Annotated in this window: 11 protein-coding genes; 6 read left to right on the forward strand and 5 right to left on the reverse strand. The window is 64.0% G+C overall.

Annotation, left to right across the window (positions count from 1 at the left end; all coding sequences use genetic code 11):
- The first annotated feature begins 1 nt into the window (after position 1).
- Positions 2 to 475: a crossover junction endodeoxyribonuclease RuvC gene (ruvC, locus tag ACNKH3_RS08320; protein ID WP_417916995.1), complete on the forward strand. Its 474-nt coding sequence runs from the start codon at positions 2 to 4 to the stop codon at positions 473 to 475.
- On the opposite strand, the gene ACNKH3_RS08325 is transcribed toward ruvC, so the two are convergent.
- Entirely contained in the window at positions 476 to 3,895 is a 3,420-nt protein-coding gene (locus tag ACNKH3_RS08325; RefSeq protein ID WP_420208899.1) for an ATP-binding protein, read from the reverse strand.
- A 211-nt stretch (positions 3,896 to 4,106) separates the two neighbouring features.
- Between ACNKH3_RS08325 and ACNKH3_RS08330 the strand changes: the two genes are divergently transcribed.
- The 4 genes from ACNKH3_RS08330 to ACNKH3_RS08345 are packed head-to-tail and all read left to right on the forward strand — an operon-like array spanning position 4,107 to position 9,428.
- Positions 4,107 to 4,745, forward strand: coding sequence for a cobalamin B12-binding domain-containing protein (locus tag ACNKH3_RS08330; RefSeq protein WP_417915796.1), 639 nt, complete (start codon positions 4,107 to 4,109; stop codon positions 4,743 to 4,745).
- Positions 4,742 to 5,773, forward strand: coding sequence for a uroporphyrinogen decarboxylase family protein (locus tag ACNKH3_RS08335; RefSeq protein WP_417915795.1), 1,032 nt, complete (start codon positions 4,742 to 4,744; stop codon positions 5,771 to 5,773). Before ACNKH3_RS08330 ends, ACNKH3_RS08335 begins: the two co-directional genes overlap by 4 nt.
- A complete protein-coding gene (locus ACNKH3_RS08340; protein WP_420208900.1) occupies positions 5,770 to 7,635 on the forward strand; it encodes an ATP-binding protein in 1,866 nt (621 codons plus the stop codon). The genes ACNKH3_RS08335 and ACNKH3_RS08340 overlap by 4 nt, the downstream gene beginning before the upstream one ends.
- A complete protein-coding gene (locus tag ACNKH3_RS08345) occupies positions 7,632 to 9,428 on the forward strand; it encodes an ATP-binding protein (RefSeq protein ID WP_417915793.1) in 1,797 nt (598 codons plus the stop codon). Before ACNKH3_RS08340 ends, ACNKH3_RS08345 begins: the two co-directional genes overlap by 4 nt.
- On the opposite strand, the gene ACNKH3_RS08350 is transcribed toward ACNKH3_RS08345, so the two are convergent.
- Entirely contained in the window at positions 9,425 to 12,043 is a 2,619-nt protein-coding gene (locus tag ACNKH3_RS08350; RefSeq protein WP_417915792.1) for a PAS domain-containing protein, read from the reverse strand. The two genes, ACNKH3_RS08345 and ACNKH3_RS08350, sit on opposite strands and share 4 nt — an antisense overlap.
- Positions 12,044 to 12,351: 308 nt before the next feature.
- On the opposite strand from ACNKH3_RS08350, the gene ACNKH3_RS08355 reads away from it, so the two are divergent.
- Positions 12,352 to 12,795: a hypothetical protein gene (locus ACNKH3_RS08355; protein ID WP_417915791.1), complete on the forward strand. Its 444-nt coding sequence runs from the start codon at positions 12,352 to 12,354 to the stop codon at positions 12,793 to 12,795.
- Between the two features lie 52 nt (positions 12,796 to 12,847).
- Here the strand turns inward: ACNKH3_RS08355 and ACNKH3_RS08360 are convergent, their stop codons facing one another.
- Genes ACNKH3_RS08360 through ACNKH3_RS08370 form a run of 3 tightly spaced genes read right to left on the reverse strand, consistent with a single transcriptional unit; the run spans position 12,848 to position 14,216 of the window.
- The gene (locus ACNKH3_RS08360) at positions 12,848 to 13,312 is read right to left on the reverse strand and encodes a 23S rRNA (pseudouridine(1915)-N(3))-methyltransferase RlmH (protein ID WP_417915790.1); all 465 of its coding nucleotides are present in this window, start codon (positions 13,310 to 13,312) and stop codon (positions 12,848 to 12,850) included.
- Positions 13,312 to 13,725: a YkgJ family cysteine cluster protein gene (locus tag ACNKH3_RS08365; RefSeq protein ID WP_417915789.1), complete on the reverse strand. Its 414-nt coding sequence runs from the start codon at positions 13,723 to 13,725 to the stop codon at positions 13,312 to 13,314. The genes ACNKH3_RS08360 and ACNKH3_RS08365 overlap by 1 nt, the downstream gene beginning before the upstream one ends.
- Positions 13,722 to 14,216, reverse strand: coding sequence for a thermonuclease family protein (locus ACNKH3_RS08370; RefSeq protein WP_417915788.1), 495 nt, complete (start codon positions 14,214 to 14,216; stop codon positions 13,722 to 13,724). Before ACNKH3_RS08370 ends, ACNKH3_RS08365 begins: the two co-directional genes overlap by 4 nt.
- Between the last annotated feature and the right edge of the window lies 1 nt (position 14,217).

The following is a 14,217-nucleotide window of genomic DNA, read 5'->3' on the forward strand; positions in this document are numbered from 1 at the left end:
GCTGCGGATCATCGGCATTGATCCCGGTTCGCGGATCACCGGCTACGGCATCATTGACAAGCTGGGGCCGAACCTCGGCTTTGTCGCCTGCGGCACCATCCGCGCCGAGCGTGAGAAGGACTTCACCCGGCGGCTGTTAGTCATTTTTGACGGCCTGTCCGAGGTGATTGAGCGGCACAGACCGGAGGCCGCAGCGGTCGAAGATGTGTTCGTCGCCCACAACGCCCGCTCCGCCCTCAAGCTCGGCCAAGCGCGGGGCGCGGCGGTGGTCGCGCTCCTGCGGCAGGGACTGCCGGTGCATGGCTACCCGCCGCGTTTGGTCAAGCAGGCTGTGACCGGCTGCGGCGGCGCGGAAAAAGCCCAAGTGCAGCACATGATTCAAGTGCTGCTCGAACTCAGCGGCCCGCCGAGCAGCGATGCTGCTGATGCGCTGGCCGTGGCTGTCTGTCATGCGCAGCGGTTGGCTTTCGGCTGATCAGCGTCGTCCTTCTTCAGTCAGCAGGGTGTCAATCCCCCGCAGCACCTGCTCCAGCTCGGCTGCGGTCTGCCGGAGCAGTTCAGCGCAGTCGTCGTGCTGCTGACGGCAGTTCTGCTCCAGCTGAAGCGCGGCTTCATGCAGGCCGGTCGCCCCGATGGTGGCAGCCACGCCTTTCAAGGTGTGGGCCAGACGGGCTGCGCCCTCCAGATCGCCTCTCTGCTGCGCCGCCATGAATTTTTCGATAAAATCCCCCTGATCCTGCTGAAAGAGCCGCAGAATTTTCCGATAAAATCCCGGATCGTTCATAGTGTTTTCCAGCCCTTTGCCTGCATCAACGCCGCGCAGCGCGGCAAAACCGGCGGCAGCTTCTTGCTGCGGCAGCAGCTCCGCCGGTTCCGGGGCAGCAGGCGGGCGGCCCTGCGGCAGAAGGCGGCAGAGCGCGGCCAGCAGCTCCTCTTCGCGGAAGGGCTTGCCGATGTGGCCGTTCATGCCCGCCGCCTGGCTTTTCTCCTTGTCGCCGGTCATGACGTTGGCGGTCAGGGCGATGACCGGCAGGTCGCGGCCATTCGGCAGCTGGCGCAGCTCGCGGCAGGCGGTGCAGCCGTCCATCACCGGCATCTGCAAGTCCATCAGCACGCAGTCGAACCGCTCCCGCCGGAGCAGCTCCACTGCCTCCGCGCCGTTGTTCGCCACGGTCACTTCGATGCCTCGGCGCTGGAGCAGGGCCACGGTCAGCTCCTGATTGAAAGCGTTGTCCTCGGCGAGCAAAATTTTCGCGCCGCGCAGCCGTCCGAAGTCCAGCGACGGCTGCTCAGGCCGGACAGCTGAGGTTTCCTCCCGGCTATGTCCGGTCTCCAGCGGCAAGGTGACAGTGAAGGTCGAGCCTTGCCCCGCCGCGCTCTCCGCCTGAATGGAGCCGCCCATCATTTCAACCAATTTTTTGCTGATCGACAGCCCCAGACCGGTGCCGCCGTACTGCCGGGTGATCGAGCTGTCCGCCTGGCTGAAGAGCTGGAAGAGTTTGCACTGCTCCTCCTCGCTCATGCCGATGCCGGTGTCTGTGACTGTAAAACGCAGCCGCACGTCGCGCCCCTTGCGCTCCAGCAGCTCGGCCCGGATGTCCACCCGGCCTTTCTGGGTGAATTTCACCGCGTTGTTGCCGAGATTGATCAGCACCTGACCAAGGCGGAGCGAATCGCCCCGGAGGCTGTCCGGCACCTCCCCGGCCATGCTGACTGTCAGCTCCAAGCCCTTCTCCGCCGCCTTGAAAGCCAGCAGGCTGTGCAGGCTGTCCAGCACCGAGCGCAGGCTGAAATCCGTCCGCTCGATCTCCATCCGCCCGGCCTCAATTTTAGAAAAATCAAGGATGTCATTGAGGATGCCGAGCAGCATCTCGGCGGCGCTGCTGATTTTCTCCAGATAATTTCTCTGCTTGGCGGTCAGCTCGGTGGCCAAGGCCAGCCGGGCCATGCCAATCACCGCGTTCATGGGCGTGCGGATTTCATGGCTCATGTTGGCGAGAAATTCAGATTTGGCCTGACTGGCTGCCTCGGCCCCGCGCCGGGCTTCGATGAGCTGCTCCTCCATCTGCCGCCGCGCGGTGACATCCCGACCAATGACCACCAGCGCCTTGCGCCTGCCGTCCGGGAAAAAGAGCGGCATCTTGCGCACCTCGAAAAGGCGAGGCTGGCCGCTGAGGTCAACGCCGGTCTCGTCCTCAATCAGCATTTCTCCCTTCCGCCAAGCCCGCTCGTCGCTGGCGGTGCAGTCCGCCAAAACATTGGCCAGCAGCGGCTGCTGCCCGCCGATCTCCAAGTCGGTTCTGCCCTGCCACGGGATATCTTCCACCCGGAACAGCTGCCGGGCCGCGCCGTTGGTCAGCAGCCAGCGGCCTTGGCCGTCCTTGAGAAAGGCCGGATCAGGCAGGGTTTCCATGAAGGTCGTCAGCCGCTGATAATTCTCCAGCAGCTCGGCCTCGACCGCCTTGCTGCGGGTGATGTCGATATGCACGCCCATCAGCCGCTTGGCCTGGCCTCCGCTGTCGCGCTCGACCACCCGGCCTATGGCCTGAATCCAACGCCACTGGCCTTCGGCGGTCCGCAGGCGGTATTCGGCGCGGCAGCAGCCGTCTTCATGCTCCAGAAAAGGCCGCAGCGTCGCGTCGGAGCTGGCAAAATCCTCCGGGTGCATCAGCTTCTGCCAGAGACCGCCGCTGCGGGGAAAAGCATCCGGCGGCCAGCCAAGCATGGTGAAAAAGATGTCGTTGGTGTGCAGCTCGCCGCAGCCGGGCCGCCAGTCCCACATGCCCAGCCCGGCCACCTCCAAGGCCAGCGCGAGCTGTCGGCGGCTCTCCTCCAGCACCGAGTCAGACTCAGCCAGCCGGTTCTGCATCCGGTGCAGAAAAATATAATACAGGAGCAGCAGGACAGCGGTCGCGGTCAGCAGGGCGAGCAGAAAAAAGGTGTTGATCCGGCGGACGGCGAAGAGCTTGTCCAGCTCGTCGCGGACAAAGAGCAGCCTGCCGACCTCCCGTCCGCCCGCGTCCAGAAGCGGCACGGTGTGCCTGATGCAGAACATCGAATCCGGCATGACCCGGCGCAGCAGCTCGCTGGGCCAGCTGTGCTGATGGCCTCTGGCCGCGCAGTCCGCGCCGTGCGGCAGGGTGTCGGTCATGATCACCTGATCAGGCAGGGCGGCCCAGTCCGCTGTCCGGCCCAGCATGGCCATGCCCTGCTCCCAGCCCTGCCGGTCCACATAGGCTTTGGCCACGGTGAGCTGGTAGCCGTGGATGCTCTTCAGTTCGGTGAAGAAAGGCAGGAGCGTCGCCAGCTCCCGGCCCAGCTCGATGTAGCCGGTCAGCCGCCCGCCGCTGTCGTGCCAAGGCGCGACCGCCCGCAGCGTCAGCGTGCCGAGCGGGCCGATCTCAACGCCTGCCGCCGCCTGGCCGGAGGCCGCCGCCTGCTCCAAGATGACGCGGCTGATCCGGTCGCCGTGGCGGTCCGGCTGATGCACCCGCAGAAAGCAGGTTTTGTCCACGTCATGAAAATAAAAATGGGTGATCTGGCTTTGGCGGCTGAGATGCCGGTTGAGCGGCAGGGCGGCCTGCAGGAGGGCGGCCCGGTCTCTGGCGAGAAAAGGCCGCAGCAGCTCCGGGTTTTCGCTCAGGGCGAGGAGCAGGGTTTGCAAAGTCTGGCCGGTCTCGGCGATCCTGCGGGCGTGGAGGTCGCTGATCATCTCCCGCCATTCGCGCTGGCGGAGCGCGTCCTGCTGCTGGTACATCCAGAGGACAGTGAGCAGATAGACCGCGCCCAGCAGCAGCATCCCGGTGAGGAGGCAGCAGAAGACATGCCGGGCGACTGCGCTGGCGGCGCGCCGGATGCCGCATTCGGCGGTGCGGAAGGTGCTGTTCAGGCTCATGCGTTCCCTCTTGCTTTGTCCTGCGGCGGGAAAGATCAGCGCCGCGCCGTCATTGCTCCGGCCTTCGGCTCCTGATTTTTATCAGCATTTCTCAGCCGCAGGAAAAAAGAAGTAAATTCACCGATCAATTGACCAGACCCTCTTCAGGCGGTAAAATAGGCCCGTGCAGAGACAGGGCAGTGCATTGTATCTTTTCTTCAGGAATTTTGCCATGACCGCAGCGGAACGAAGCAGTATTTTTGTCGGCAGGCTGCTCGCCCTTGACCGTCTCGGGGCGGAGCGGCTGCTGAGAAAGGAGGCGCAGGACAGGCCCCTGAGGGCGGTGGAAGGTCTGGTCGTGCCTGCCTTGGAGGAGATTGGCCGCCGCTGGGAGCGGGGCGAGGCTGCTCTGGCCGAAGTGTATATGAGCAGCCGGATCTGCGAGGAGCTGGTGGACCAGCTGCTGCCGCCCTCCAGCCCGGAGCGGATCAGCCGCCCGAAAATCGCCATCGCCCTGCTGGACGACTACCATGCCTTGGGCAAGATGATCGTCTGCGCCGCCCTGCGGGCCAGCGGCTACGAGGTCTGCGACTGCGGGCGGCTGACAGCCGGAGAGCTGGCCGAGCGGACCCTGCGCGAGCAGTTCGGCATCCTGCTGGTCTCCACCCTCATGCTCCGCTCCGCCTTGCAGGTGAAAATCCTCCGGGAGCGGCTTTCCGCCGCCGGTTCTCCGGTGAAAATTATTGTCGGCGGCGCGCCCTTCCGCTTTGATCAGGAGCTGTGGCGGGAAGTGGGCGCGGACGCGACCGGCGGCAATGCCGCCGAGGCGGTGCGGGCCGTGGCCCGCTGCGTCAAGGAGCTGTCCCGATGAGCGCGGCCATGACTTCGATGGAGCGGGTGCTGACCTCCCTCAGCTGCCGAGAGCCGGACCGGGTGCCGTTTTTCCTCCTGCTGACCATGCACGGGGCCAGAGAGCTGGGCCTAAGCATCCGCGAGTATTTTTCCAAGGCGGAGCAGGTGGTTGAAGGGCAGCTGCGCATGAGGGCGAAATACGGCCATGACTGCCTTTACGGCCTGCTCTACGGCGCGGCGGAGGCGGAAGCCTTTGGCGGCGAGGTGATCTGGTACGACGACGGCCCCCCGAACAGCGGCTGTCCGGTGATCAGCAGGCCGGAAGACATACTCCGTCTGGAGCCGCCGCTGCCGGAGGAGACCCCCTGCCTGCGCCGGATGCTGGAGGTGATCGCCGGACTGAAGGAGCGGGCCTGCGGCGAGGCGCCGGTCATCGGCGTGGCCATCGCCCCTTTCTCCCTGCCGGTGATGCAGATGGGCTTTCCCGCCTACATTGAGCTGCTGTACCGCCAGCCGGAACTGTTCAGCCGCCTGATGGCCGTCAATCAGACCTTCTGCGTCGCCTGGGCCAACGCGCAGTTCCGGGCAGGAGCGACAGCGGTCTGCTATTTTGATCCGCTCGCCTCGCCGGACATCATTCCGCCGGACATGTACCGCCGCTGCGGCCTGCCGCCCGCCCGCCATTGCTTGAGCCGCTTCAGCGGCCCGGCGGTGATTCATCTTGCCTCAGGCCGCTGCCTGCCGGTGATCGAAGAGCTGGCCGCCGCCGGAGCCGCCGCTGTCGGCATCAGCGTGCTGGAGGACATGGCGGCGGTCAAGGCGGCCTGCAAAGGCAGAATCACAGTGGCGGGCAATCTCAACGGCATCGCCATGCGCCGCTGGACAGAGGAGCAGGCCGAGGCGGAAGTGAAAAAAGCGGTGGCTGCCGCCGCTCCCGGAGGCGGTTTCATTCTTGCTGACAACCACGGCGAAATTCCTTGGCAGGTGCAGGAGGAGACGCTGGCCGCCGTGGCCGCCGCCGTGCGGAAATGGGGCCGTTATTCGTGAGACCGCTGTCCCTCTGTTTTTTTGTCTGCGATCAGCTGCTGCCGGAGACGCAGGCGGCGCTCCAGCTGCAGGGGCTGGCCGGTGTCGCGGTGCGGAGCTTCGCCGCCTGCTGCGCGGCCAGACCGGTCAGCCGCGAGGAGCTGGCCGCGCTGGTGCGGGAAAACGGCGCGGCAGGAGCGGAGATCATCGGCTGCCGCTGCCTGCCGCAGGATTTGAAAATTTCCGGCGGCAGAATCCGGCGGACCGAGCAGTGCGCGCATCTCCTGTGCAGCCCGACCTTTGTCCGTCATCTCCGGCAGAGCGGAGCCGGCCTGCTGCTGCCGGGCTGGCTGGCCCGGTGGCGCGAGCTGCTGCCTGTCGGCGGCAGCAGCCCGGCTGAAGCGGCGGCGGCTTGGTTCGGGCAGAATGTCACCCGGCTGGTGCTGCTTGACAGCGGCGTGAGCAAGCAGGCGGGCGCGCAGCTGGCCGAGCTGGCGGAGTTCCTCAAGCTGCCAGCCGAAAGCCTGCCGCTGGGGCTGGAGCACCACGGCCTGCTTCTGGCCAAAATTGCGGCGGAGCACCGGGAGCAGGAGCTGGAGCGGCAGCGGGAGCAGGCCCGGCAGCAGTCCGCCCAGACCTCGATGATTCTCGACATGCTGGGCATGCTGGTCAGGGCCAGCTCGGAGCCGGAGGCTCTGGCCGGCATCAGCGAGCTGTTCAACATGCTTTTCGCGCCGCAGCGGCTCCGCTGTCTGCCGGCAGGCAAACGCGGACTGGCACCGGACCTCCTGGCCGAGCTGGAGCCTGCCGAACAGCAGGCGGCGGAACGCTTTTTTGCCGACACCAGCCGCCAGCATCAGCTGTTAGACAGCGGCGACGGCTTTTTCCTCCGCATCGGGGCGGGCGAGAGAACCTTGGCTGTGGCGCTGGTGCAGCAGGTGGCCTTTCCGCAGCACATCGGCTCCTATCTGAACACCGCCCTGCATCTCTCAGGTGTCTGCGCGCTGGCCATCGGGCATTCGCACGCCATGAAAAGCCTGCTCGACACCTCGCGGCTGGCGGGCAAGGCCGAGGTGGCCACCGAGGTGCTGCACAATGTCGGCAACACGTTGAACAGCGTTTCAGTCTCGGCGGAGCGGCTCGGCGAGATGGTGCAGAAAAGCAGCAGCGCCACTTTGCCCGCCATTGTTGAGCTGATCGAGGAGCACCAGCACGACCTCAGCCATTTTTTCAGCCGCGACCCGCGCGGCCGCAAGCTGCCGCTCTACTTCGCCAGCCTGGCCGAGCAGCTGAGCAAAGAGCGCTGGCGGCTGCTGGAGGAGATCGGGCATCTGCTCCGGCACGTGCGCCGGGCCGCCGACATCATCCGCACCCAGCAGGACGCGGCAGGCGGGCGGGTGCTGATCGAGCAGTTCGATCTGGCCTCGGTGATTGAGGAAAGTCTTGAAATTTTTGCGGAAAAAATTGCGGCGCGGCGGATCAAGGTGGAGCGGAACTACGAGCGGCTGCCGATGATGCAGGGCGAGCAGCGGAAAATTTTGCAGATCGCGGGCAATCTGCTCAGCAACGCCGCTGACGCTTTTGACGGCTTCGATCAGCCGGAACGGAAAATCAGTCTGCGGCTGCGGGCCGCCGGAGCGGAACAGGACAGGGCGGTTTTCGAAATCGAAGACAACGGCAGAGGCATCAGCAGCGAGATCATGGAGCATATTTTCGCCTTTGGCTTTTCGGCGAAACGGGGCGGACATGGCTTCGGCCTGCACAATGCGGCCAATCTGGCGGCGGAAATGGGCGGCGGCCTCACAGCGGCCAGTCCGGGTGAAGGCAAAGGATCGGTGTTCCGGCTGGAGCTGCCGATGAAGGCGGGCAGGAGGAGAGCATGAGACGAAGCGGCGGCATCGACCGCATCCTGATCGTGGACGACAATCCGGATATTCACAGCGACATCAAGAAAATACTGCTCCGCCGCCGGGAGTCGGGCGAGCTGGACGCGCTCTTCGCCGACATCATCGGCCAGCAGCTGCCGGAGCAGGAGGAGGAGCCGGAGGTGGAGATTGACTCGGCCATGCGGGGCGAGGACGCGGTGAGCATGGTCCGGCAGGCGCGGCTGACGCGCAGACCCTACGCCCTCGCCTATGTGGACATGCGCCTTCAGCCGGGCATGGACGGCCTCAAGACCATCAAACGGCTCCAGCAGGAGGATCTGCTGCTTCAGTTTGTGGTCATCACCGCCTATTCCGACCACTCTTGGCAGGAGATCAGCTCGGCCATGCTCTCCGCCGACAAGCTGCTGATTCTGAAAAAACCCTTCGAGGCCATTGAGATCCGGCAGTCTGCCAACGCCCTGATCGAAAAATGGCATCTGACTGTCGAGCACAAGCAGGCCATGTCCGCCTTGGTCATGCAGCGGAACATGCTGGAGGAGCATGTGCGCGAGCAGACCTCCGAGCTGCGCCACACCAACGAGCTGCTGACACGGGAGATCAAGGAGCGGCGGCGGGCTGAGGAGAAAATCCGCCTCCACCGCGACAGCTTGGAAAAGCAGATCGAGCTGCGCAGCGCGGAAATCCTCCAGCAGAACCGCTTTCTCAGCACAGTGATCAACTCCCTGCCGCATCCCTTCGCGGTGATAGATGTGACCACCCGCCGCATTCTTGCCGCCAACCGCGCCGCAGGCAGCCAGGCTGCGGGCCGGGATCATCTGAAAACCTGCTACCAGTACATGCACGGCTTCAGCCGCCCCTGCGCCGAGCAGGGGCTGGAATGCCCCTTGGAGCAAGTGCGCGAGCAGGCGAGGCCGGTGATGGTCGAGCATGTCTGCCCTGATTCCTCAGGAGCGGCGCACACTTCAGAAATTCATCTTTGTCCGGTGACGGACCGGCAGGGGCAGGTGACGCGGGTGATTGAATACTGCATCGACATCACCCGCCGGAAGAAGATGGAGGAGGAGCTGATCCGCAGCCGGAAGATGGAGACAGTCTCGATGATGGCGGGCGGCATCGCGCATGACTTCAACAACCTGCTGATGGCCATCACCGGCAGCGTCGAGCTGGCGATGATGAAGCTCAATCACGACCATCGCGTTCTCGGCTTTCTCCGCGACGCGGCGGAGGCCGCAGGCGAGGCCAAGGAGCTGGCCCACAAATTTCTGCTCTTCTCGAGTTTCGCGCCGCCCGCGCGGCAGCCGGTCTCCCCTGCCCTGCTGATCCAGTCCGCCTGCCGGGCCTTTTTTGAGGAGGGCGGCAATGAGCCTGAGCTGCGGCTGCCTGAGGATCTGAAGCCGGTGCTGGCTGATCCCGGCCAGATGGGCCAGGTGCTGCGCGAGCTGTTCCGCAACGCGGTCGAGGCGATGGCGCCGGTCGGCGGCACAATCACGGTCTGCGCGGAAAATGTCTGCCTGCTCGCTCATCAGGCCGCCGGACGGCGGGAAGGAGAATATGTCCGCATCACTGTCCGCGATCATGGCCGGGGCATCCGCCGGGAAGACCTGCCCAACATCTTTGACCCGTATTTTTCCTGCAAGACCAGAGGCCGGGTCAAGGGCATGGGCCTCGGCCTGACCATCGCCGCCTCCATTGTCAGCCAGCATGAAGGCTGCATTGAGGCTGAATCCCAGCCGGGCAGCGGCACGGCAGTGCATATTGACCTGCCTGCCGCTCCGCCGCCGCAGGATTAGCCGCGTTTCGCCTCGTCCAGAGCCTCCCGGACCAAAGCGGCCAGCTTGGCCGTGTTCAGCGGCTTGATCGCGTAGCGGCGGATGCCGAGGGCCAGCGCGTCTCTTTCCGACAGGGCGGCGGTGTAGCCGGTGCAGAGGATCACCGGCAGATCAGGCCGCATCTGCAAGGCGGCTTTGGCCAGCTCGCTGCCGGTCAAGCCGGGCATGGTCTGGTCCGTGAGCAGCAGGTCAAAGGCGGCGGGATCGGATTTGAAACGCTCCAGCGCGGCTACGCTGTCCATTTCCGCTGTCACGTGGTAGCCCAATGTGGACAGGATCGCGTCGCTGATATGGACGATGGACGGCTCGTCATCCACCAGAAGAATGCGCTCTGCGCCGCCGGGCAGGGAAATTTCAGCCTCAGCTTCGGTCTGCTCCTTCTCCTCCTCCGGCAGCACCGGCAGATAGACATGGAAGGCCGAGCCTTGCCCAAGCGCGCTTTCGACCTCAATGAAGCCTTGGCAGTCCTCGACCACCCCGTGCGTCACAGCCAGCCCCAGACCGGTGCCCGCACCCGGCTCCTTGGTGGTGAAATAGGGATCAAAGATGCGGGCCTTGGTCTTTTCGTCCATGCCGCTGCCGTTGTCGCGGACCGTGAGGACGAGGAAGCGGCCCGGCTGGAGCCAAGGCCGGTCTTCGCGCTGCTCGGCGCTCAGGCTGGTTTCGCGGAGAATGATCTCAATCCGGCCCTGCCGTTCACCGATGGCCTGCGCGGCGTTGGTGCAGAGGTTGAAGACAATTTGATGAATGCTGGTCGGATCCGCCAGCACCAAGCCGCTGCGCTCGTCAATCTCCGTCTGCATGACGATTGAGGAAGGCAGGGAGGAGCGCAGCATCTTCAGCGCCTCTTTGACCACGATGTAGATCCGCAGCGGCTTCTTGCGGTGCTCGCTCTTGCGGCTGAAAGTGAGAATCTGCTTGACCAGCTCAGTGGCCCGGTTGCCCGCGATGATGACCTGATCCAAGTCGCCGCGCGCGCCGCTGCCCTCCGGCAGCTCCATCCGCGCCAGCTCGGTGTAGCCAAGGATGGCGGCGAGGATGTTGTTGAAGTCATGGGCGATGCCGCCGGCCAAGGTGCCGATGGCCTCCATTTTCTGCGCTTGGAGCAGCTCCTCCTCCAGCTTCCTCTTGTCCGTGGTGTCGTGGGCGATATAGACGAAGTAGAGAAATTCGCCGTCCGGATTCAGCACCGGCGCGGCGCAGACATGAAAATGCCTGCTGACCGCCTTGTGCTCCATGCTGACGCAGTGCTTTTTAAAATCCTGCATGGCGCGCTGGCCCGGACAGCCTTGACAGGGCTGATCACAGCCCCGGAAGAGGCTGTGGCAGGTTCTGCCGACCAGCTCCTCCGGCGGCAGGCGGAAAAACTCGAAGGCCGCCTGGTTGGCGCGGATGATCCGCATATCCTTGTCCTGCAAGGTGATGATGTCCGGGATCGCGTCAAAGGTGCTTTCCCATTCCTCGGTCTTGCGGATCAGCAGCTCGCGGGCCTGCCGCCGCGAGGTCACATCCTCATAAACCGCGACGATCTCGCCGGTGGGCAGCTTGTAGATGTAGTGCTCCAGACAGGGCAGGCCAGTCTCATCATTCCAGCTGTTTTTTTTCCGCTGGATGCAGGACGGCACAGAGAGATGCTCGGGCACGCCGCTTTGCGCCACCCGCCGGAAGACCTCCAGCAGGCCGGACTGGGCGAAGCCGGGAAAGACCTCTTCCGGGCGGCGGCCTGCCGCATCGCCGCCGCCATTCAGCCGGGCGATGCGCATTCCGGCGGGATTGATCCGGCGGATGACAAAATCCTTGCCGTCCGCTGTCTCATAAACCGCGATGCCGTTGGAGATGTTGTCGACAATGCCGCGCAGGTGCTGCTCCTGCGCCGAGAGCCGAGCCTCCATTTCTGTCCGCCGGAACAGCTGCCTGCTGCTTTGCAGGTAAAAAACCGCCATGCCGCTCACGCCGATCAAATAGATGAGCAGATGATAGAACAGGCCGGTTTTGAACTGCCGCCGGAACAGGGCGACCAGCTCGTCCATCGGCAGAGTGACGCTGATGCCCCCCCGGATGCTGCCCAGCTTGTAGCCGCTCTCCACATGGCATTTGAGACAGGACTGATCCATCACTGTCGGCAGCATGACCCGCATCATGGCGCCGCCGTCTTTGCGGATCAGCTCCGCCGCATCCGCCTCGCCCGCCTCGAAACGGCGGAGGGCGGCCTCCTCCCAGCTGTCCGGGCTGTTTTCCGGATGCAGCGGGCGGAGGCTGGTGATGTTGCCCCGGATGCCATACCGCTTTTCCTCCAGCTGATAGACCTCGCGGGTCATGCGGGCCGGATTGATCAGCTCAGCTCTGCTGTCGGCGGTCTGAATCCCGCCGTGGCCGGAATTCCAGACCTGATAGATGTAGTCCTTGCGAATCGCGGTCAAGCCGATCTCTTTGCCGATGAATTTCAAATTGTTCCATTCGCCTCTGGCAAAGAGGCAGAGCGAGCCGTTCACCAGCAGCGTCCAGAAGACAAAGGCGGTCAGGGACCAGCAGCGGAGCTGTTTGAGATCAGGGGGCGAAATTTTCTGTTCAGTCATACTCTGCGGCGGAGGACAGGGAAGCCTGGAGGGCAGTTTGAGACCCGCATATTTTCACTGTATAATGGCTGAAATCAGAAGTCAAACAGGGATTGCCCGGCCAGCCGCTTCCGCGCCGGGAGCTGGATTGCCAGCTGACAGATTAAACAGTTTTTTGAACAAGTAAAAAAAATTAAACTCTCCTGGTTGACAAAAAAGGCGGCAGCGCGTATCATGAAAAAGAGAGTTCGGCAGGCGTGGCGGAAGGCCGGGGCATCAGGGTTCCGGCGGCAGTCAGGCCGCCTGCTGGAGAACAAAGGAGAACGACCATGAACATGCGAACAACATTGCGGGCTGCCGCGCCTCTGCTGCTGGGCTGCATTCTGCTGCTGGCCGCCGGACTGGGTTCGGCGGAGGAAATTCTGACCTGCGGCGCAGGACCGCGACCGCAGCTTGGGGGCAAAAAAACTGCGTCAGAGCCGGGCATCGCCATCCGCAAGACAGATGATGCCGGACAGGCAGGCTGGACCTACAAAATCATCAACACCGGCAATGTCCGGCTGACCAATGTCCGCGTGACCGACGACCGCTTTGCTGCGGTCAGCTGCCAGCAGGACGCTTTGAATGTGGGCGAGTCAATGGCCTGCACCGCGTCAGAGCCGTCCGAAGCGGCGGGCAGAGGCTGCGCAGTGGCCGATCATGTGGTGATCAGCGAGGTCGGTGTGACTGTGACAACCAAGGGCGACTGCGCCGAGGAGGCGGACGGTTTTTGAAGCCGGAACGTCCGGGCGTGGCAGGCCGAGTCCTTGACTGGACTCGGCTTTTTTATTTGTGGTATTTACGCCCGGCCTTGATTGAGCAGGCGCGGTAGAGCTGTTCCAGCAGGATGAAGCGGCTCATCTCGTGAGTGAAAGTGAGGCGGGAGAGCGACCAAAGCTGCCCGGCCTGCCGCCGCACCCGCTCATCAAGGCCGAGATGGCCGCCGATGAGAAAGCAGATGGTGTGCAGGCCCCGGTCTTCCCAAGCGGCGAGGGTGGCGGCCATTTCTTCTGAAGTCTGCTCGCGGCCCGCCGGATCAAGGGCGACGACCAGAGACGCGCCTGCCGCCAGCGCCAGCAGCAGATCCGCCTCGCGGACCATCAGAACTGCGTCCGGCTCATTTCTGCCCGGCTCCTTCAGCACCTTGATGTGCACTGGCAGATAGCGGCCCAGCCGTCCGGCGTAATCGCGAATGCCCTGCTCCAGATAGCTTTCCTTGGTTTTGCCGAGAAAGGGGATGAGGAATTTCATCAGCAGAGCAGCCGCCTGTCCTGCTCCAGCAGCTGGCGGAAGACGGCGCAGAACTCCTCCCAGCTCAAGTGCTGGTTCATGCCGGGGCAGGACTCGCGGATGGTGCGGAAGTTGTTCTCATCCGTGAGAATGCTGGGATGCAACGGCCACTGACCGCAACGCCACGGGCGGCCTTCATGCACGGCGCAGCCCTGCTCCGGGCTGTAGAAGATGCAGTGATGCTCAACAATCCGCATCTGCACCACGCCCTTGGTCACGCGCCAGTATTTCGCCTCCATCTCCTCACGGCTCAGACCGAGCTTGGTCATCATCCGCGCCTGGTCGTCCTGATCGAGCGAGACAGTGGTTTCCCCCTGACAGCAATAGCCGCAGCGGGCGCAGGTAAAAATGTCGGACAAACTCGCTGGCTTCATCGGCTGCTCCTCTTCCGCCATTCCCACGGCGGCAGCGGACGTTTTTCCTGCCAGAGACCGGCCTTCCGCTTCCGCGCCCGCTCCTCCAGCTCGCGCAGCTCAATGCAAAGCGGCTGCTTCCTGCAATAGGCTTCATACGTCCACGCGTAGCCAGCCCGCACCAGCTCGCGGTTGAGCAGCTTGCCGCCCGCGCTGATCAGACCGACAACGCGGCCATAGCGGTCTGTGTCCACCCGCTCCACCTTCACCTTTTTGCCCAGCACCTGCTTTTCGGTGAACTCCGCCGCCTGCCTGCCGAAGCTCTGGCGTGATTCCGGGCAGTCCACGCCGTAAAGCCGCACCTTGACGATCTCCCGCCCTTTCCGCACCTGCACGGTGTCGCCGTCGAGCACCTTGACTGCCTCGCCCTGCCAGGCATTGGCGTTCGCGACCGGCAGCAGCCAGCGCAGATAGAAGAGCCAAGTCAGCAGTTTGATGATTTTTTTGCCCATG

Source organism: Candidatus Electronema sp. JC, from assembly GCF_048287365.2.
In the GTDB taxonomy this organism is placed as follows: domain Bacteria; phylum Desulfobacterota; class Desulfobulbia; order Desulfobulbales; family Desulfobulbaceae; genus Electronema.

What these genes read in the sequence shown, in the direction of transcription:
- ACNKH3_RS08335 (WP_417915795.1), top strand. Translation starts at nt 4,742, where the DNA reads ATGAGCGCGGCCATGACTTCGATGGAGCGGGTGCTGACCTCCCTCAGC.
- ACNKH3_RS08360 (WP_417915790.1), bottom strand. Translation starts at nt 13,312, where the DNA reads ATGAAATTCCTCATCCCCTTTCTCGGCAAAACCAAGGAAAGCTATCTG.
- ACNKH3_RS08325 (WP_420208899.1), bottom strand. Translation starts at nt 3,895, where the DNA reads ATGAGCCTGAACAGCACCTTCCGCACCGCCGAATGCGGCATCCGGCGC.
- ACNKH3_RS08350 (WP_417915792.1), bottom strand. Translation starts at nt 12,043, where the DNA reads ATGACTGAACAGAAAATTTCGCCCCCTGATCTCAAACAGCTCCGCTGC.
- ACNKH3_RS08345 (WP_417915793.1), top strand. Translation starts at nt 7,632, where the DNA reads ATGAGACGAAGCGGCGGCATCGACCGCATCCTGATCGTGGACGACAAT.
- ACNKH3_RS08370 (WP_417915788.1), bottom strand. Translation starts at nt 14,216, where the DNA reads ATGGGCAAAAAAATCATCAAACTGCTGACTTGGCTCTTCTATCTGCGC.
- ACNKH3_RS08365 (WP_417915789.1), bottom strand. Translation starts at nt 13,725, where the DNA reads ATGAAGCCAGCGAGTTTGTCCGACATTTTTACCTGCGCCCGCTGCGGC.
- ACNKH3_RS08330 (WP_417915796.1), top strand. Translation starts at nt 4,107, where the DNA reads ATGACCGCAGCGGAACGAAGCAGTATTTTTGTCGGCAGGCTGCTCGCC.
- ACNKH3_RS08355 (WP_417915791.1), top strand. Translation starts at nt 12,352, where the DNA reads ATGAACATGCGAACAACATTGCGGGCTGCCGCGCCTCTGCTGCTGGGC.